This is a genomic window from Lachnoanaerobaculum sp. (genome assembly GCF_057250505.1).
Genome location: NZ_DBHIEQ010000004.1, coordinates 29,975 through 47,823, shown reverse-complemented (window position 1 = coordinate 47,823; position 17,849 = coordinate 29,975). Strand labels below are relative to the sequence as shown.

Genomic DNA, 17,849 nt, shown 5'->3' with positions numbered 1-17,849 from the left:
GCTTCAAAAGTAATTACCGTGGATGAAAATGATTTCATTAACCTTGATACTGAAAATGATCCGAAGCGAAACGAAGACGGAAAAATCGATATGAACGGACTGTTGCTCTTAAAACCTGAAGCTAAAGAAAGACTTTCTTCAGGTGCAGGAGGCAGAGCCTTTGGGGAAGAGGATAAATTATCAAACGATGGTGGACAGGATAATAATTCAGGTAAAAATTCTTATCCTGAAGTATTGCCTCAAACTGAAGTATCCGATAATAAGAATAAGTCGGAATCAGATGATAGTAGAGTCGTTATACCAAAGAACTCAAACAGCAAGGTGAAAAAGAGCAGATCGAGTTCATCAAGTAGCTCTTTTAAGGGCTCTAAGAAAGTATTTCATAATACTTTTACAGGATGGAAAACGGAAACCGTAAACGGTCACAATGTTTGGAAATATGTGGAAAACGGAAAGAATGTAACATCTCAGTGGGCATACATATTTAATCCTTATACAAATAGGAACGCATGGTTTAAGTTTGATAAAGACGGAGTTATGGAGACAGGATGGATTCATGAAAACGGAATAGACTATTACCTTAGTGAGATTTCAGACGGATCTTTGGGAGAGTGGATTAAAAAATAGTATATAAAGCTTTAAATTTTAAAAGGGCTGTAGTAATCGAAAATGACTGCTACAGCCTTTGTTTATGCTATTATTTCAGCCCTGCTTCCACCGGTCTTGTCCTTTTTAACAATAATTTGTTTGTCGATTTTTTGCTTGAGTTCACCCACATGGGAGATGATTCCGATAAGCTTATTGCTGCTTGCAAGTGAAGCAAGGGCATTCATTGCCTGAGCGAGCGAGTCTTCATCAAGTGAGCCGAATCCCTCATCGATAAACATGGTATCAAGCTGAATACCTCCGGCAGAGGATTGAATCTCATCGGAGAGTCCAAGCGCCAGAGCCAAAGAAGCTTTAAATGATTCACCGCCTGAGAGCGATTTTACACTTCTGGTAGTGCCGTTGTAGTGGTCTATTACATCAAGGTCAAGGCCGCTTTGCCCCATCTTACTTGCAGCTTCCTTTCTTCTTACAAGGTCGTACTGGCCGCCTGTCATTATCACAAGTCTTGCATTCGCTCTTGAGATAATTCTGTCAAAATAATGCATCTGGATATAGGTTTCAAGCATTATCTTGTCCTTTCCTGTAATGTTGCCGTTGGCCGTATCGGACAGAGACTTCACAATTGTATATTGTTTTTCAGCCTCTATAAGTTCATCAGATTTCAACTTGATATTTTTATAATTAGACTGATTGTTTACTATTCGACTGTGAATCTCTTCCTTGTATGCTCTAAGTCTGCGTATATTGCCTTCAAGCTCATTTAATTTGATTTTTTCATTGTCAAGGTTAATTTCTTCCTTACCCTCAAGTTGCTTTGAAACCTCTGCCTTGGTGGCGGTGGCTGAAGCAAGTTTTTCTTTACATTCATTAAGCCTTTTAGTGGCAAGCTCTATAGCTTTTTGAATCTGTAAAACGGTATCATTGTTACTTTTTATCTTGGCATCCGCCTCAAGCTTTGAGGGGAAAAGCAGCTTACCCTTTAAACTTTTAATTCTTTCTTCAATTGCTTTGTTCTCAGAGGTATAAGTGGTAACAGTATTTGATATGGTATTGATACTGTCTTGAAGTTCTTCAAGTCGCTTTGTTGACTGTGGCAAAATCTTTTCTATACTGTCTTTTCTTGAAATATTTTTGCTTAACTGCGCAATCTCACTGTTAATGCTCTTTATTTTGGCTTGAAGTTCACTGATATTTTCTTTTGCAATATCTGTGGCGCTGTTCATATTGATATCACCGAGCAGCTCCTTTATAGATGTGAGAGTGGCTTCCATCTTTTCATTTATAGCACCATTTAGTTTGCCGGCTACCTGACTTGCCATTTCCACTTCTTTATTAGCGGCTGAAAGCCTGTTTTGTAAAGCATCAAGCTCCTCTTTTGTAGGAACATCTACAGGTTTTGAGGCTTTTTTAGGATGTGATAGCGATCCGCATACGGGACATGGCATATTGTCTTCTAAGCTTTCCGCCAAAATACCTGCCTGTGCGTCAAGATACAGTTTGTGCCTCTCTTTGTAGGAAGCATCTAAGCTATCGACATTTGCCTGCTTTTCTTTGTAAATTTGTACAGCCTTTTTATACTCTTCATGATTTTTCTTTAAAGCTTCCATACTCTGAAGTAATTGTTGAAGTTTTGAAAGCCTGTCATTAAGACTGAGTATATTATTTTCAAGTATTATTTTTTGTTCGCCGCATTTTTCCAATGTCTTTGCCTCGGCAGATAAGCTTTCAATCTGTGACTTTAAGGTATCTATATCTGTCTTTGCCTTATTCAGAGTCAGATTATTTTTTTCTATAAGAGAAATATTTTTAGCCAAGGCTGCCTGTTTTTGACTCAGCTCGTCATACTCAGGTAACTGTGCCGATATGGTAGCGGAATCCTTTGTAAGTTTTTCAATTTCAACGGATCTTTTATTCTCTTCATCCAAAGCGGCGGCAAGTGTGATTTTTTCACTTGAAAGCTTTTCAAGCAGTGCTTGGGTTTGTTCAAGTAAAAGCTTTGCTCTTGATATACTTTCACCCTGTTGTATATTAAGCTTAATCGTATCGGCTTGTTTTTCAATATTTGAAATTTCAGAAGCTGTTTTTTCTTCGGATTGTGAGTCTTCAGCCAGCAGCTTTTCAAGTAATGATATACATTCATCTATAGGTAACTCATTATTTTTGGCTTTTGAAACCTGTACACAATGTAGTGAAGATTCGTCACAATTTATACCTGCAATATATTGTGTTATGCTTTGCCTTATCTGTAAGCAGTTGTTATCAAGAGATGAGGACTCCTGCTTTAACTTGTTTTGAAGATCCGAATACAGCTTGGTCTTGAAAATATGTCTGAATATTTCTATTCTATCCTTTGTGGGAGCAAGTAAAAGTTTTAAGAAATCACCCTGTGCAATCATTGCAATCTGACAGAACTGATTTTTATCAATTCCCATTATGTTTTTTATGGCTGTATCCACTTCTTTGGTCTTTGTAAGCACCTTTCCGTCAGGAAGAGTAAGCTCTACACCGGCTGTTTGTTTGGTGACACCGGATCCTCTTTGTGAAGCCCTTTCGTATTCGGGGTTTCTTTTGACGGTATATTCATTATCCTTATATTTGAAAGTGAGTTTTACAAAGGTAGGTGTTTCAAGGTCTGCATATTTTGAACGAAACATTGAAACTTCTCTGTTATTACCGCTCGGGTCACCGTACAGAGCATAGGTAATTGCATCAAATATGGTTGTTTTACCGGCTCCCGTATCACCTGTTATAAGGTAAAGTCCGCCTGTGCCGAGCTTGTCAAAGTCAAAATCCGTCTTGCCTGCGTAAGGACCGAAGGCTGAAAGTGTAAGTTTTAACGGTCTCATATTATTTCCATACTCCTTCTATAATATTTTCAAGGAAAACTCTCTGAGCATCACTTAAATGATTGCCGTTTTGAATTTCATAGAATGTATCAAAAAGTTCAAGCGGTGACATGGAGTCTACAGCATTTATAAGATTGATTTCGGAACTTTTTCTCGTCCTTTGATTGTCATAGTCAAGCTTCATAATGTTTTTATATATTACACGAAGTTTGGTTATAACATCAGGTATATCCTCCTCATCTGTCAATGCGATATGCGCATAGTCGGTTGGAAGAGTAGTGTTTTCATAGAAGCTTTTAAGCATCAGTTCATTGTAGCTTCCTTTTATCTCCACCATATCTCTAAGCGGTGTAAGAGGAATAAAGTCAAGCTTTATATCACCTTTTTCTTTTATATCAATAACTGTTATACTCTTTGTATCCTTTGACTCCGAAAAGGAGTACTTAAGAGGAGTGCCGCAGTATCTGATATATTCACTGCCGCAACTTTGGGAACGATGAATATGACCGAGTGCAACATAATCAAAGTCTTTAAAAATATCTGCATCCACATTGTCACTGCCGCCTACAGAAACATCCTCAGACTCCGTACGTGAAGAGCCTGTAACAAACTGATGTGTTATAAGTATATTTCTTTTAGTACTGTCAATATTCATATCTGTGATAACGGCATTCAGGGCATCCGTATATGTGGAAATAGAAGCATCAGGGAAAAATCTTCTTACATGAACAGGTTTGATAAAGGGTAACATATAAAAATTGATATCACCGCATTCATCATCTACAGATATCGGAAGAATTTTACCGTTATATACAGGTGAGAGATATATACCGCTTTTATCAAATAATCTGGAACCGAAGGCAATACGCTCCGCGGAGTCGTGATTGCCGCTGATTATAAATACATATAGATTTCTTTTTGACAGCTTATATAAGAAATCGTCAAAAAGCTCTACCGCTTCAGCAGGCGGAATAGGTTTGTCATATATATCCCCTGCGAGTATGATAACTTTCGGTTTTTGCTCATCTATGATATTTATTATTTCGTTGAGAATGTAGGTTTGATCTTCAATCATGGAAAATTCATTCACACGCTTCCCAAGATGAAGGTCTGACAGATGCATTATTTTCATAAATTTGCCCTTTCATTGTAAAAATCACGATTACTAACTTGTTTGTCCAAATTTTCTATTGAAAAATAAAAAGATTGGCACTTTAAGTCTAAAAGTATATATGCTAATATTATAGCATAACTGTGATTGTTAGTAAAAATTTTTGACAAACATCAAAACAGACTGGGGGCTTTATGAAGACTTGGATTTTTATGTTGTTGGTTGATTTGCTTATACCTGCCGTAATGGTATTTTTCGGACTTAGATTTGAAAAGAAAACACCGAAACCTGCAAGGAGTATGTTTTCGTTCGGTTATAGAACCGTAATGTCTATGAAGAGCAAGGAGACATGGGATTTTGCACATAAGACTGTAGGTAAGTTGTATGTTATTATGGGAATAATATTGGCGGTGTTGAGCATTGTTGTATTACTGTTTACAATAGGTAAAGACAAAGATACAATCGGATTTACAGGAATGATTATATGCTATGTTCAGATAGTGGGAATGCTTTTGCCATGTATACCTACTGAGCTGGCACTTAGAAGAAATTTTGATAAAAACGGAAAGAGAAAGAACTGATAATGAAAGAAGCCGCACTTTGCACACTGTGCTATATTGAAAGAGATGATAAATACTTGATGCTACATAGAGTGAGCAAGAAAAATGATATAAATAAAGATAAGTGGATCGGTGTCGGAGGTCATTTTAAAGATTTGGAAAGTCCTGAGGATTGTCTTATCAGAGAGGTAAGAGAAGAGACGGGATATGAGCTTTGTGACTTTGATTTTAGAGGAATTGTAACATTCGTGTGCGGAAAGTCCGGAGCGGAAGTAGTGGAATATATGCACCTTTATATCGGCAGGAATGTTGTCGGAGAGCCTATTGAATGTGATGAAGGTAAGCTTGTCTGGGTAGATAAAAAGGAAGTGTTTAATCTCAATCTGTGGGAGGGAGACAGAATCTTCCTAAGATTACTTAATGAGAGCAAGGACTTTTTCTCATTGAAGCTTGTATATGATGAGAATGAGCAACTTAAAAGCGCTGTATTAAACGGGAAGGCGATGAATATAGAGTAGTTTTGTATGTGTTTTAGAAGTAGGGGGAGTTTATGGAAAAGAAATTTCGTATAAGAGGCGAGATATATTTATTGTTGTCCGGATTTTTCTTCGGACTGCAGCCCTTTTTTGCAAAGATAATATATGCTCATGGTGGAGATGCATACAGTCTGCTGGTACTTAGGTTTTTTGTAAGCGGAATTGTATTTGCCATAATTTCTATGCTTATCGGTACAGGTATGAAACTTAGCAAGGATGAGTTTTTTTCCGTGCTGATTTTGTCCGTCCCTGAGACCGTTATGTGTATATTGCTGTTTGTATCATACGGCTATATATCGTCAGGACTTGCGTCTACACTGCATTTTTCATATCCGGCGGCGGTTATATTGCTTGAATTATTGATTTTTAGGAAGAAAATAAGTAAAATCAAGCTGTTATGTCTGATATTTTGCGCTATAGGTATAGGAGTATTTTATCAGCCTGACGGAAATATAAATATTCTCGGTATGGTGTTGGCGCTTGCCTCAGGTGTGGGGTATGCAATATATATTATAGTGCTGACTCATGGAAAATCTTCAAGAATACCTGTAGTTAAGATGTCTGCATGGCTTTCTTTTTTGGTAGCCGTAGAGATAGCTATTATAATGGTCGTTTTAGGCAAGGTAAGATTTGAGATGGATACTACGGCTGTTGCAATAAGTGTTTTTATGGCTGCTGTGATTTCAACATCGGCACTTTGTGCTTTTCAGGTAGGTGCGCCTATGTGCGGAGCGCAGACTGCAGCTCTGCTCAGTACAATTGAGCCGGTGAGCAGTATTTTACTTGGAGTAATATTCCTTGGCGAGAATATGAATATAAGGATTTTTATAGGTATATGCTTTATACTTTTATCAATAGTTATTCAAATAAAGGAGAAAAAATAATATGAGATTAGCGGTTGCATTACAGGAGAGAGCGGACCTGAATATTAAAATAGACGATTTAAAAGACAGACTTGAAAGAAATGTTCTGGTTCAGGAAGGCGAAGAGCCGACAGAAGAGCCTATGGTTTTGAAAAAAGAGCTGGATTCCTGTATTGAAAGATTGTCATATCTGATAGCGGCTATCAATAAAACAAATTGTGAGACATTTATTGACGGAAAGTCTGTTACTCAACTTCTCGCAAGAAAGGATGCTCTTTCAGTAAAGGTAAGTGCGTATAGAGATACCGTATATACAGGAAACAGTAATACTAACAGGGCGAGAGGTACCGAGATAAAGATAATGCCTGCAATAGATGTAAAGGCTTGGCAAAAAGAGACGGATCTTATTTCAAAAGAAATAAGACTTATAGATAATAAAATTCAGGAAACCAACTGGACTACTGAACTTATAGAATAATATTTTTTAGACGGTAGCATATTCAGGGCGAGTAAAAACTGCACTTTGCACACATATCGACCTTGGGCAAGTCAAATATCATGGTTATGCCCCGACAGTGTACAAATGTATTATTATAGATAACCGTTATTACCGATTACTGACTGTTTGTGTGAGGGAGGGAAGAGGGATTTATGAGAAGATTATCGGATTATTGTAAAGAAAAATTTGGAACAAAAGTGTACAGATTGGCACTGAGCAGCGGAGCCACCTGTCCCAACCGTGACGGAAAGGTTGGGGTGGGTGGCTGTAGTTTTTGCTCTGAAAAGGGGTCGGGTGAGTTTGCCATAGATGTTATGGATTTGGACTTGCAGATAGATAGAGCCAAGGCACTTATATCAAAAAAGTTTCCAAACTCGATAAATGCAGCCGACAGAAGGTATATCGCATATTTTCAATCATTTTCAAATACTTACGGTGACACAAAAAGACTCATCGGTTTGTTTGAATGTGTAATAAATAAGGATGAGGTGGTGGCACTTTCTGTTGCTACAAGACCTGATTGCTTCAGTGAAGATATGTTAAATTCTCTTGAGAGATTGAATAAAATCAAACCTGTTTGGATTGAACTGGGGCTACAGACAATAAATGAAAATACGGCAAGGGCTTTTAACAGAGGTTATACACTTGATGTATTTGAAAAGACATATAGCGAGCTGAAGAAAAGAAATTTTGAAGTTATTGTACATATGATTTTGGGGTTGCCCGGTGAGAGTGAAGAGGATATGTATGCAACGGTTAAGTATTTAAGTAAAAAGAATATAGACGGCATTAAAATACACGGACTTCATATTTTAAAAGGGACAAGACTTGCAAGCGAGTATGAAAAGCATCCCTTTAAGATAATGAGCCTTGAGGAGTATACAAGGGTTCTTATAAATTGCCTGAAGCTCTTACCTAAAAATACAGTTGTTCACAGAATGACAGGCGACGGAGATAAAAGAGTTTTGATTGAGCCGCAGTGGAGTGCGGATAAGAAAAGGGTGCTTAATTATATCAATAAGAAGATAAAAGAAGAACTTCTATAAGGCTTGCAAGAACATATGTTTTGGTCTACAATGAAGTAAAGAAAAGTTTTTAGAGGTACTATGTCTACTATATATGATAAATTAAATGATAAACAAAAGCAGGCTGTTTTTACTACAGAAGGACCGCTTTTGCTTTTGGCAGGTGCGGGTTCAGGTAAAACAGGTGTACTTATGCATAGAATTGCATATTTGATAAATGACAAGCATATAGATCCGTACAATATAATGGCGATAACCTTCACCAATAAGGCCGCCAAGGAGATGAAGGAGAGAATAACCAATCTCATCGGAGAAGACGGAAACTTTGTCTGGGTTATGACTTTTCACTCAAGCTGTGTAAGATTCCTTAGAAGATTTATAGATAAGATAGGGTTTGATAACAACTTCACTATATATGACAGTGACGATCAAAGAACTCTTATGAAAAAAATCTTTAAAGAAAATGATATCAACTCAAGAGTTTATAAGGAAAGAGCTGTACTGAATGCCATATCAAATTGTAAAAATGAGCTGATTTCACCGGTTGAGTATATGAAGTCAGCTACAGACAGCTATGAAAAAGGTGTGGCAAGGCTTTATGAGATATATCAAAGCACTTTAAAAAAGAATAATGCACTGGATTTTGACGATCTTATTTGTAGGAGTGTGGAGCTTTTCGAGAACTGTCCCGATGTACTTGATTATTATCAAAACAGATTCAGATATATTATGGTAGATGAGTATCAGGATACCAATACGGCGCAGTTCAGGCTTATATACCTTTTGGCACAGAAATACAAAAATATCTGTGTGGTAGGTGATGACGACCAGAGTATTTATAAGTTCAGAGGTGCAAATATTGAGAATATCCTAAGTTTTGAAGACAAGTTTGAGGGTGTGAAGGTTATTAAGCTTGAACAAAATTACAGATCCACAGGCAATATTTTGGATGCGGCAAATGCCGTTATAAAAAATAACAGAGGCAGAAAGGATAAGAGTCTTTGGACAGAGGGAGAGACAGGCGCAAATATAGAACTGCAACAGTTTGCAAATGCCAATGCCGAAGCGGATTTTATAATAAAGGATATAAGAGCCAAGGCAAATGACAATTTCAAAGATTTTGCGGTACTTTACAGGACCAATGCACAGTCCAGACTTTTGGAGGAGAGATGCGTTGCACTCGGAGTGCCTTATCAGCTTGTAGGGGGTGTAAACTTCTACCAAAGAAAAGAGATAAAGGATGTGCTTGCCTACCTTAAGACGATTGCAAACGGAAGCGACGATATTGCACTGCTTAGAATAATAAATGTGCCCAAGAGGGGAATAGGTGCGACCACCATTTCAAAGGTGGTTGATTATGCCAATGAAAACGGTATCAGTCTGTATGACGCTATGACTATCTGTGAAAATATCGGAATAGGTAAGTCGGCGGATAAAATCAAGAGCTTTATTGCAATGATTGAAGAATTCAGAGATAAGGTGGCTCAAAAGGCAAATATTGCAAATATGATTGAAGAACTCTTGGATAAAACAGGTTATATACAGAGTCTGTATGATGAGGGTGAAATCGAAGGAGAGAGCAGAAAAGAAAATATAGAAGAGCTTGTAAACAAGTCGGTTGACTATGAGGACGGTGAGCTTTCACTTTTCCTTGAAGAGGTATCTTTGGTGGCGGATATTGACAGAATGGATGAAAATGCCGACAGAATCACTCTTATGACTTTACACGGTGCAAAAGGACTTGAGTTTGATACTGTATACCTTGCAGGCATGGAAGAGGGGCTTTTTCCAAGTGCTATGAGTTCAAACTCAAGAGAGGACTTGGAGGAGGAGAGAAGACTTGCCTATGTAGGTATTACAAGGGCTAAGAAAAACTTGATTTTAACCTCAGCAAAGCAAAGAATGATAAACGGTGAGACAAGGTACTCTCTGCTTTCAAGATTTGTAAGTGAAATTCCAAGGGATTTACTTAATAAGCACGTGCTTGACAGTGAAAAAAAGTATACACAGAAAACTTATTCTTACGATGAAGCTCTGCCTTGGGAGAATAAGTCTAAACCTGATAATGTCAAAAACACTTTGAATTTCGGAAAGCAGTTTAAGGTGGAAAGACCTAAAAGCCTTGATTATAAGGTGGGAGATACTGTAAAGCATATAAAGTTCGGTATCGGTAAGGTGCTTGAAATAGTGGACGGAGAAAAGGACTTTGAAGTAAAGGTGAATTTTGAAAAATTCGGCATAAAAAAGATGTATGCGGGATTTGCCAAGTTGGCAAAAGTATGATAAAATTCTTTAATTGAGTGGTTAAGCTTTATGGCTGACTTGATAGTAAAATATATCTTTAAAGAGAGGTATGGTTATGGATAAATTTAATGATTTGAGTTCCAAGATGGAAGAATTGGTTAATGCTTCAAGACTTAATAGGCTGTTGACTAAGAAGGAAGAAGACGAGAAGAAGAAAAATACCATTATATGGGTTTTGGCTATTATCGGTGCTATTGCCGCTGTAGCAGGTATTGCATTTGCAGTATATAAGTTCTTCACACCGGATTATCTTGAAGATTTCGAAGATGACTTCGATGATGATTTTGACTATGACTTTGATGATGACGAAAAAGAAGATTAATTTTTAAATGTAGATGGCGACCTTTTGGTCGCCATATTTTGTAAGAGGATAAATATTTGTAATATCTTGTGAGGTGATGATGAAAAAAGGTGATATCTTAAGTGGACAGATTGTGGAAAGTAATTTTCCCGACAGTGCATATGCAGACTGTGAAGGCGAAAAAGTGCTTATAAAAAAGGGTATCCTGGGTCAGACCGTAGAGTTTGCAGTTACAAAAAAGAGAAAGGGAAAGCTTGAGGGCAGAGTCTTAAATGTGGTGGAAAAGTCTTGGCTTGAAGACAATGAAAACCCTTGTATACATTATGAAACTTGTGGCGGCTGTACATATCAGACATTAAGCTATGAAAATCAGCTTAAATTAAAGGATGAACAGCTGAGAGCACTTATGGAAGGTGCTACAGACAATGATTTTTTGTGGGAGGGAGTTATTCCGTCACCGAAGTATCTTGCATACAGAAATAAAATGGAGTTTTCATTCGGTGATGAGAAAAAAGACGGAGACCTTGCACTTGGAATGCACAAGAAAGGCAGCCACTATGATATAGTAAATGTGTTCGGATGTAAGATAGTGGACAGTGATTTTACAAAGTTGCTTGAGCTTACATTAAACTTTTTTAAAGAGAGAAATATATCTTATTTTCACAAAAATACTCATACAGGTTTTTTAAGACATTTACTTGTGAGAAGAAGTGAGTACAATAGTGAAATACTTATTTCGCTTGTTACTACAAGCAGCTTCGGCTTTGTTGAGGATCCTAATGTGTGTAAAGAAGCATCAGTACTTGGTGATGCCGAGATTGCGCTGATAAGAGAGTGGGCGGATTATATAAAGAGTGAGTGCGACAAGGGAATTTTAAATGGCAGTATCGGGGGTATTTTGCATACAAAGAATGATTCATATGCCGATGCCGTGTTAAATCAAGGTACAACTTTGCTTTACGGTAAGGACTATATTACAGAGAGGTTAAACGGACTTGACTTTAAGATAACTCCGTTCTCATTCTTCCAGACCAATTCCAAGGGTGCGGAAGTTTTATACAATGTTGCAGGAGGGTATCTTGGAGATACTGAAGGAAAGTCCGTATTTGATCTTTATTCAGGCACAGGAACCATTGCGCAGCTTTTGGCACCGAAGTCCGAAAAAGTCTACGGTGTTGAAATCGTTGAAGAGGCTGTAGAAGCCGCTATAGAAAATGCAAAGAAAAACGGCCTTGACAACTGTGAGTTTATAGCCGGTGATGTATTAAAGGTGGTGGATACCTTGGGTTTTAATCCGGATATTATAATACTCGATCCTCCAAGAGACGGAATACATCCGAAAGCATTGCCGAAGATACTCGAATTCGGTGCAAAGAAAATAGTGTACATATCCTGTAAGCCTACGTCATTTGTGCGAGACCTTAAGGTAATGGAAGCCGCAGGCTACAGAATGGAAAAATGTGTGGGAGTAGACATGTTCCCAAACACAGTTAATTGTGAGACTGTATGTCTTTTGTCCAAACTTTCTGAGGCAAAGAATCATATCAGTGTGAAGGTCGATATGGATGAGATGGATGTGACGGCAGCGGAAAGCAAGGCTACTTACCACGAGATTCAGGATTGGGTGCAGGAAAAGTACGGATTTCATGTTAGTCATTTGAATATTGCAAAGACCAAGCGGAAATGCGGGATTATAGAGCGGCAGAATTATAACCTGCCGAAGAGTGAGGAAAGCCGGTCGCCAGAAACGCCTGAGGAAAAGGAGGAAGCAATTATCGAGGCATTTAAGGCGTTTCAGATGATTAAACCGTGATATGTTGCCGGAACAATATGTCTTAGGAGAAGAAGTCCATATTTTCGAGCAAAAGATGCGGAGGATAGAAAAATGATAGATTTACAGACCGTTCAGGCTAAGGATCGAGACTTGCTTTGGAACATTAATCAGAAATATCTGTATGAGATGACATTGTATTATGATGATCCTATGGATGAAAACGGCAATTATCATTATGGTCATTTTGATGACTATTTTTTAGACCCGAGGCGGGCGGCGTATTTCATATACAATGATAATGTGCTGGTAGGGTTTTCGATGCTTTGCCCGTATTCAAATATAGGCCGGAATCCGGATTATACAATGGCAGAGTTTACGATATTCCCATCATTCCGGAGGAAACATTTTGCCTATGATGCAGCGAAAATGATTCTGGTAAGACATCCGGGGGAATGGGAGATTAAGTATAACGAGAAAAATAGCGGTGCGAAAAAGCTATGGAATATCGTGGCAGCACCATTCAAACCGGAAGTCCATCATCTGAATGAAGAAGAAACGGTGCTTTCGTTTAATGTCGTGGAGGTAGAATAATATGATATTACGGGAAGAAAAATACGAATTGGATGGAAAAGAAATATTGCTTCGCAGCGCAAACGAAAATGCTGATGATGCCAATATGCTGATCGACTATCTGAAAACTGTTACCGGAGAAACGAGATTTTTGATGTGTGAGTCGGATGAGGTTAAGTACACTACTGAAGGGGAGCTTAGTTTCATCAAGGAACACAATGAATCAGAAAATGGCTTGTTGATACTCGCGTTTGTAGATGGAGAGTATGCGGGAAACTGTTCCTTTGAAGGGAAAACAAGCAGCCGTAGAGCAAAACACCGTGCCGGGATAGGGATTGCATTATTTCAGAAATACACAGGCTTTGGATTGGGAAGACTGTTGTTGGAAATCTTACTCCGAAAAATAAAGGAGCAGGGGTATGGACAGGCTGAGTTGACTGTGGTAGAAGGAAATGACAGAGCTTATCATCTTTATGAAAGCCTGGGATTCAAAGAGTGCGGTCGTGTACCGAATGCAAATAAATATGATGATGGGACTTATAGCGATGACATACTTATGGTTCTATCTTTAAGGGATGAAGGACGAAACGAGAATTTGGCATGAAAACCATTGATTTTTATGCCAGCGATGACCAAAATCACTGGCTTTCCGAAATAAATAAGAGTGACTGGAGAGCAGGTAAATATCTGTATGAACTGCTTCGTGATCAGAAACTGAAGGAGCTGTGCGGTGAATCGACCAAAGCGCTCCTTCTTATTGATGGCGACAAATTGATTTCCTTCTGTACATACGCTGAACAGGATGATGTACGGGAGCCGTCACTGACACCTTGGGTCGGTTTTGTGTATACTTTTCCAGAGTATAGAGGAAAACGACGTGTTGGGAAATTGCTGGAATATGTTTATATGCTTGCAAAGAATGATAGACATAAGCATATCTACATCTCTACGGGCGAAACAGGGCTCTATGAGAAGTACGGATATCAATTCTGGAAGATCATGAAGGATGCCCACGGAGAAGATAGTCGTGTGTATAAAACGGATATTGTCTCAATGGATTACAGTGATGTACTTGGAACCACAGTGAGCGGAACGATTGACAGGCTACTGGGAAGTGCACATCCAAGACATCCGGAGATGATATATCCCATCAATTATGGCTATGTTGATGGAGTATTTGCCGAGGATGGGGCTGAGCAGGATGTGTATGTATTTGGGACGGATCAGCCACTGGAATCATATACTGGTAAGGTCATTGCTGTATATCATCGCCTGAATGATAACGAAGATAAGTGGATCGTTAGCTTAAGCGGAGAAACGATTCAGACAGAGGATATTCTGGAGGCCATCAGTTTTCAGGAACAGTATTTTATGGGAGAATTATACACACTATGATCGATATTTCTAAGCTTAGCAAGAGGTATTCGGTCCGCATTTTGGAAGAAGCGGATATAGAGATGCTTGTTGAGATTTGCAAGCAGAATACAGTTTTTTATGAGTATACCGAAGCACGACCAACCAAGGAGAATATTCTTGATGATATGAAGGCAACTCCGCCGGGAATAGATATGCAAGATAAATACTATTTTGGATTTTTTGATGGCCGGGAACTGGTAGCTATTATGGATCTGATAGATGGGTACCCTAAAGCGGAGATTGCGTATATTGGCTTTTTTATGATGAATCCGCAGTATCAGGTGAAGCAGATAGGAACTGCTATTATTGATGAGGTTATAGATTACTTACTAAGCACAGGAAAAACATCAGTTCGGCTTGCGATAGATAAAGGGAACCCGCAGTCCACGCATTTCTGGAAGAAGAATGGTTTTGATGTTCTCTCTGAAGCTGATGTGAATGGGTGGACAAAATGGGTCGCGGAAAGGAAACTGCCCTGACGAAGAGAGCACAGAATGTCGAGCCTTAATCCGTGCGGCTGATATACTGACAGTACAGTGAGCGAAGGGAGTGAGCAAGATGCAAGGCTAGATTGAAGGATTTCAGGAGGCGGTTGTTATGCTGTCACGACCGTAAGGGAAGTGAGAGCATTACAAACCACCCATGCAATAGCCGTCCGTGATTGTCAAGTGCAAAGCACGCAGACAGAACGGAAACGGCGAACTGCGGAGGCGGCAGCTTTGAGTAAGCCGTATTTTTTGTGAGAAAAATCAACTAAGTAGATACAAGTCAAAGATACCAAGATTATCCGGAAACATTTTTGATATCTCAGATAATAAGACTTGTCAAGGAGAACAATTAGTGATATGATCAACATATCAAAAAAAAATGATGTGAGGGGCTTTCATGAAGAGAGATTTAGTGAAAACTGCAAAGATATTTAAAGCCTTTTCAGTAGCGATTCGCCTAGAGATATTGGATTTATTGAAAAATGGGGAACTGTGTGCCTGTGTTTTACTGGAAAAACTGGATTTAACGCAATCGGGCTTGTCATACCATATGAAAATATTGATAGAGTCAGGAATTGTTACAGCAAGAGAAGAAGGCAAGTGGGTTCACTACACTATATCTGAACAAGGAAGACAAAAAATAATACAGATGTTTTTAGAATCTACTGCAAGAAATTAGTTACCCTTAAGGGTAACTAAAAAAATACTCTTCATATCAAAAAAACTTGATGTATCAATGAAATCTAATTTAACCAATTAAAGAAAGGGTGTAAAAAAATGAAAAGAATGTCAATTTATGAACCGGCCATGTGTTGTGATACAGGTGTTTGCGGAGTTAATGTGGATCCTGAACTCGTACGTATTTCAACAGTGATTAACAACTTGAAGAAAAATGGTATCACTATTGAAAGATACAATTTATCAAGTAAGCCAATGGCATTTGTCAATAATAACAAGGTAAAAGAGGCTTTGGATAAAAATGGAACCGATAGTCTTCCATTAATTCTTGTGGATGAGGATATAGTCATAGAGGGCAGATATCCAAAGAATGAAGAAATAATGGAACTTTTACAAATCTCTAAAGATTATCTTGAAAGTAGTAAGCAAAATGGCTGTTGTTCTTCAGGTGATGATTCTTGCTGTAGTGAAGATGAAGAACCGGATCAAGGGTGTTGTGGAAATAACAGCTCTTGTTGCTAAGGGGGAATTATGAAGGAATTTAATCTTGCGGATATTAAATTAACCAAGTATCTATTTTTCACAGGCAAGGGAGGTGTAGGTAAAACATCTACAGCTTGTGCAACAGCAGTGGCTTTAGCAGATGAAGGAAAGAAAGTGCTGCTGATTAGTACAGATCCTGCTTCAAATCTTCAAGATGTTTTTGAAACAGAATTAGACGGTAAAGCAAAGCCAATTAAAGGAGTAGATAATTTAGAAGTAATCAATCTGGATCCATTGGAAGCGGCACATAACTATAAAGAAAGTGTTGTAGCACCTTTTAGAGGTAAATTGCCTGATTCTGTTATTGAGAGTATGGAAGAACAGCTATCCGGATCTTGTACAGTAGAGATTGCTGCCTTTAATGAGTTTTCTAATTTCATTACAAATTCTAAGCTTAATACAGACTATAGCCATATTATATTTGATACAGCACCTACAGGTCATACCCTTAGAATGTTACAGCTTCCTTCTGCTTGGACTGATTTTATCAGTGAAAGTACCCATGGAGCATCCTGTTTAGGACAGCTTTCAGGATTAGAGTCTAAAAAAGAAACCTATAAAAAGGCAGTTGAAAATTTATCAGATAAGAGTTTAACAACTCTGGTATTAGTTACAAGGCCTGATAAAACACCACTTAATGAGGTAGCCAGAGCATCAAAGGAGCTATCTGAGATTGGAATAAAAAATCAAATATTAGTGATTAATGGTATCTTAGAAAATTATGATGATGACTTATCTGAAAGTATATTTAACAAACAAAAGTTAGCCCTTGAAAATATGCCGGATATCTTAACGGAGTTTGATACCTATACAATTGCTTTGAGATCATACAACATTACCGGAATCGACTCTATAAGGAATTTACTTAAGAAAGATCAAATAAATGAACAAAAAGTGGAAGTAGAAGGCAAAATCTTTAACTTAGATGATGTTGTTAGTGATCTTGTAAAAAATAATAGAAAAGTAATTTTTACTATGGGCAAGGGCGGTGTAGGAAAGACTACGATTGCATCTTCCGTTGCCCTCAAGCTAAGCAAACTTGGTAAAAAGGTACATCTGGCTACAACAGATCCCGCTGACCATATCAAATTTATGCTAGATAGTTCAAGTGGAATATCTATGAGTCATATTGATGAAAAAGAAGAATTAAAAAAATATCAAGATGAAATACTTGAAAATGCAAGAAAAACAATGAGCGAGGATGATGTAGCTTACATTGAGGAAGATTTAAGATCACCATGTACACAAGAAATAGCTGTATTTAGAGCTTTTGCAGAGCTCGTGGAAAAAGCAGACGATGAAATAGTGGTGATTGATACTGCTCCTACAGGTCATACCTTGTTGTTGTTAGACTCAACTTTAAGTTATCATCAAGAAGTTCAAAGAACACAAGGACAGATACCTGAATCTGTAAAAAACTTGTTACCCAGATTAAGGGGAGAGGAAACAGAAGTATTAATCGTTAGCTTGGCGGAGGCTACCCCGTTTTATGAGGCATCTCGATTAGAAGAAGATCTAACAAGGGCATCCATTCATACCAATTGGTGGATTGTTAATTCTTCCTTGTATAAAGCAAATCCCGGTAACAAGATGTTATCTGCTAAAGCAAATGAAGAAGTGAAATGGATTAACAAAATTTTAGATCATACCTCAGGAAAACTAGCCATCATTGAATGGACAAAAGAAGACCTTTGTGGTGATAAACTTTATCAGATATAAGAAGAAA

Annotated in this window: 18 protein-coding genes; 16 read left to right on the top strand and 2 right to left on the bottom strand. The window is 38.1% G+C overall.

The genetic code is table 11. The annotated features are described in order from the left end of the window. On the top strand, positions 1–627 hold a 627-nt coding region (locus tag ACO6FI_RS02910), incomplete at its 5' end, for a hypothetical protein (protein ID WP_485456030.1). Positions 628–689: 62 nt separating this feature from the next. Here the strand turns inward: ACO6FI_RS02910 and ACO6FI_RS02905 are convergent. Together ACO6FI_RS02905 and ACO6FI_RS02900 are read right to left on the bottom strand one after the other, a co-directional pair. Beyond that, positions 690–3,455, bottom strand: a complete 2,766-nt coding sequence (locus ACO6FI_RS02905) for an AAA family ATPase (protein WP_485456029.1) — start codon at positions 3,453–3,455, stop codon at positions 690–692. A 1-nt stretch (position 3,456) separates the two neighbouring features. After that, entirely contained in the window at positions 3,457–4,587 is a 1,131-nt protein-coding gene (locus ACO6FI_RS02900) for an exonuclease SbcCD subunit D (protein WP_485456028.1), read from the bottom strand. 173 nt (positions 4,588–4,760) lie between these two features. Between ACO6FI_RS02900 and ACO6FI_RS02895 the strand changes: the two genes are divergently transcribed. The 15 genes from ACO6FI_RS02895 to arsA all read left to right on the top strand — a co-directional run bounded on the left by ACO6FI_RS02895 (position 4,761) and on the right by arsA (position 17,842). Further along, entirely contained in the window at positions 4,761–5,147 is a 387-nt protein-coding gene (locus tag ACO6FI_RS02895) for an SdpI family protein (protein WP_124951151.1), read from the top strand. A gap of 2 nt (positions 5,148–5,149) precedes the next feature. Continuing rightward, entirely contained in the window at positions 5,150–5,644 is a 495-nt protein-coding gene (locus ACO6FI_RS02890; RefSeq protein WP_485456027.1) for an NUDIX hydrolase, read from the top strand. 32 nt (positions 5,645–5,676) lie between these two features. Beyond that, complete coding sequence (locus ACO6FI_RS02885; RefSeq protein WP_485456026.1) at positions 5,677–6,546, top strand: DMT family transporter; 870 nt, start codon at positions 5,677–5,679, stop codon at positions 6,544–6,546. Between the two features lies 1 nt (position 6,547). Beyond that, entirely contained in the window at positions 6,548–7,003 is a 456-nt protein-coding gene (locus ACO6FI_RS02880; RefSeq protein WP_485456025.1) for a DIP1984 family protein, read from the top strand. A gap of 173 nt (positions 7,004–7,176) precedes the next feature. After that, positions 7,177–8,070, top strand: coding sequence for a tRNA modification radical SAM protein MnmL/YtqA (gene mnmL / locus ACO6FI_RS02875; RefSeq protein WP_485456024.1), 894 nt, complete (start codon positions 7,177–7,179; stop codon positions 8,068–8,070). A gap of 60 nt (positions 8,071–8,130) precedes the next feature. After that, positions 8,131–10,332: an ATP-dependent helicase gene (locus ACO6FI_RS02870; protein WP_485456023.1), complete on the top strand. Its 2,202-nt coding sequence runs from the start codon at positions 8,131–8,133 to the stop codon at positions 10,330–10,332. Between the two features lie 76 nt (positions 10,333–10,408). Beyond that, the gene (locus tag ACO6FI_RS02865; protein WP_040458151.1) at positions 10,409–10,675 is read left to right on the top strand and encodes a DUF4366 domain-containing protein; all 267 of its coding nucleotides are present in this window, start codon (positions 10,409–10,411) and stop codon (positions 10,673–10,675) included. Positions 10,676–10,754: 79 nt separating this feature from the next. Continuing rightward, the gene (rlmD, locus tag ACO6FI_RS02860) at positions 10,755–12,467 is read left to right on the top strand and encodes a 23S rRNA (uracil(1939)-C(5))-methyltransferase RlmD (RefSeq protein WP_485456022.1); all 1,713 of its coding nucleotides are present in this window, start codon (positions 10,755–10,757) and stop codon (positions 12,465–12,467) included. Between the two features lie 111 nt (positions 12,468–12,578). Then, positions 12,579–13,019, top strand: coding sequence for a hypothetical protein (locus ACO6FI_RS02855; RefSeq protein ID WP_485456021.1), 441 nt, complete (start codon positions 12,579–12,581; stop codon positions 13,017–13,019). 1 nt (position 13,020) lies between these two features. Continuing rightward, the gene (locus ACO6FI_RS02850; protein WP_485456020.1) at positions 13,021–13,602 is read left to right on the top strand and encodes a GNAT family N-acetyltransferase; all 582 of its coding nucleotides are present in this window, start codon (positions 13,021–13,023) and stop codon (positions 13,600–13,602) included. Further along, positions 13,599–14,393 (top strand): GNAT family N-acetyltransferase, encoded by a 795-nt coding sequence (locus ACO6FI_RS02845; protein WP_485456019.1) that lies wholly within the window; start codon positions 13,599–13,601, stop codon positions 14,391–14,393. The genes ACO6FI_RS02850 and ACO6FI_RS02845 overlap by 4 nt, the downstream gene beginning before the upstream one ends. Then, positions 14,390–14,893: a GNAT family N-acetyltransferase gene (locus ACO6FI_RS02840; RefSeq protein WP_485456018.1), complete on the top strand. Its 504-nt coding sequence runs from the start codon at positions 14,390–14,392 to the stop codon at positions 14,891–14,893. Before ACO6FI_RS02845 ends, ACO6FI_RS02840 begins: the two co-directional genes overlap by 4 nt. Positions 14,894–15,299: 406 nt before the next feature. Next, positions 15,300–15,581, top strand: a complete 282-nt coding sequence (locus ACO6FI_RS02835) for an ArsR/SmtB family transcription factor (protein WP_485456017.1) — start codon at positions 15,300–15,302, stop codon at positions 15,579–15,581. A gap of 98 nt (positions 15,582–15,679) precedes the next feature. Continuing rightward, positions 15,680–16,102: an arsenite efflux transporter metallochaperone ArsD gene (gene arsD, locus ACO6FI_RS02830; protein WP_060930430.1), complete on the top strand. Its 423-nt coding sequence runs from the start codon at positions 15,680–15,682 to the stop codon at positions 16,100–16,102. 9 nt (positions 16,103–16,111) lie between these two features. Beyond that, positions 16,112–17,842, top strand: coding sequence for an arsenical pump-driving ATPase (gene arsA, locus ACO6FI_RS02825; protein WP_485456016.1), 1,731 nt, complete (start codon positions 16,112–16,114; stop codon positions 17,840–17,842). The last annotated feature ends 7 nt before the right edge of the window (positions 17,843–17,849 follow it).

Excerpts from the sequence above, each read along its gene's own strand:
- arsD (WP_060930430.1), top strand. The coding sequence starts at position 15,680 with ATGAAAAGAATGTCAATTTATGAACCGGCCATGTGTTGTGATACAGGT.
- ACO6FI_RS02905 (WP_485456029.1), bottom strand. The coding sequence starts at position 3,455 with ATGAGACCGTTAAAACTTACACTTTCAGCCTTCGGTCCTTACGCAGGC.
- ACO6FI_RS02880 (WP_485456025.1), top strand. The coding sequence starts at position 6,548 with ATGAGATTAGCGGTTGCATTACAGGAGAGAGCGGACCTGAATATTAAA.
- ACO6FI_RS02840 (WP_485456018.1), top strand. The coding sequence starts at position 14,390 with ATGATCGATATTTCTAAGCTTAGCAAGAGGTATTCGGTCCGCATTTTG.
- ACO6FI_RS02870 (WP_485456023.1), top strand. The coding sequence starts at position 8,131 with ATGTCTACTATATATGATAAATTAAATGATAAACAAAAGCAGGCTGTT.
- ACO6FI_RS02890 (WP_485456027.1), top strand. The coding sequence starts at position 5,150 with ATGAAAGAAGCCGCACTTTGCACACTGTGCTATATTGAAAGAGATGAT.
- ACO6FI_RS02895 (WP_124951151.1), top strand. The coding sequence starts at position 4,761 with ATGAAGACTTGGATTTTTATGTTGTTGGTTGATTTGCTTATACCTGCC.
- ACO6FI_RS02885 (WP_485456026.1), top strand. The coding sequence starts at position 5,677 with ATGGAAAAGAAATTTCGTATAAGAGGCGAGATATATTTATTGTTGTCC.
- mnmL (WP_485456024.1), top strand. The coding sequence starts at position 7,177 with ATGAGAAGATTATCGGATTATTGTAAAGAAAAATTTGGAACAAAAGTG.
- ACO6FI_RS02835 (WP_485456017.1), top strand. The coding sequence starts at position 15,300 with ATGAAGAGAGATTTAGTGAAAACTGCAAAGATATTTAAAGCCTTTTCA.
- arsA (WP_485456016.1), top strand. The coding sequence starts at position 16,112 with ATGAAGGAATTTAATCTTGCGGATATTAAATTAACCAAGTATCTATTT.
- ACO6FI_RS02865 (WP_040458151.1), top strand. The coding sequence starts at position 10,409 with ATGGATAAATTTAATGATTTGAGTTCCAAGATGGAAGAATTGGTTAAT.
- ACO6FI_RS02900 (WP_485456028.1), bottom strand. The coding sequence starts at position 4,587 with ATGAAAATAATGCATCTGTCAGACCTTCATCTTGGGAAGCGTGTGAAT.
- rlmD (WP_485456022.1), top strand. The coding sequence starts at position 10,755 with ATGAAAAAAGGTGATATCTTAAGTGGACAGATTGTGGAAAGTAATTTT.
- ACO6FI_RS02850 (WP_485456020.1), top strand. The coding sequence starts at position 13,021 with ATGATATTACGGGAAGAAAAATACGAATTGGATGGAAAAGAAATATTG.
- ACO6FI_RS02845 (WP_485456019.1), top strand. The coding sequence starts at position 13,599 with ATGAAAACCATTGATTTTTATGCCAGCGATGACCAAAATCACTGGCTT.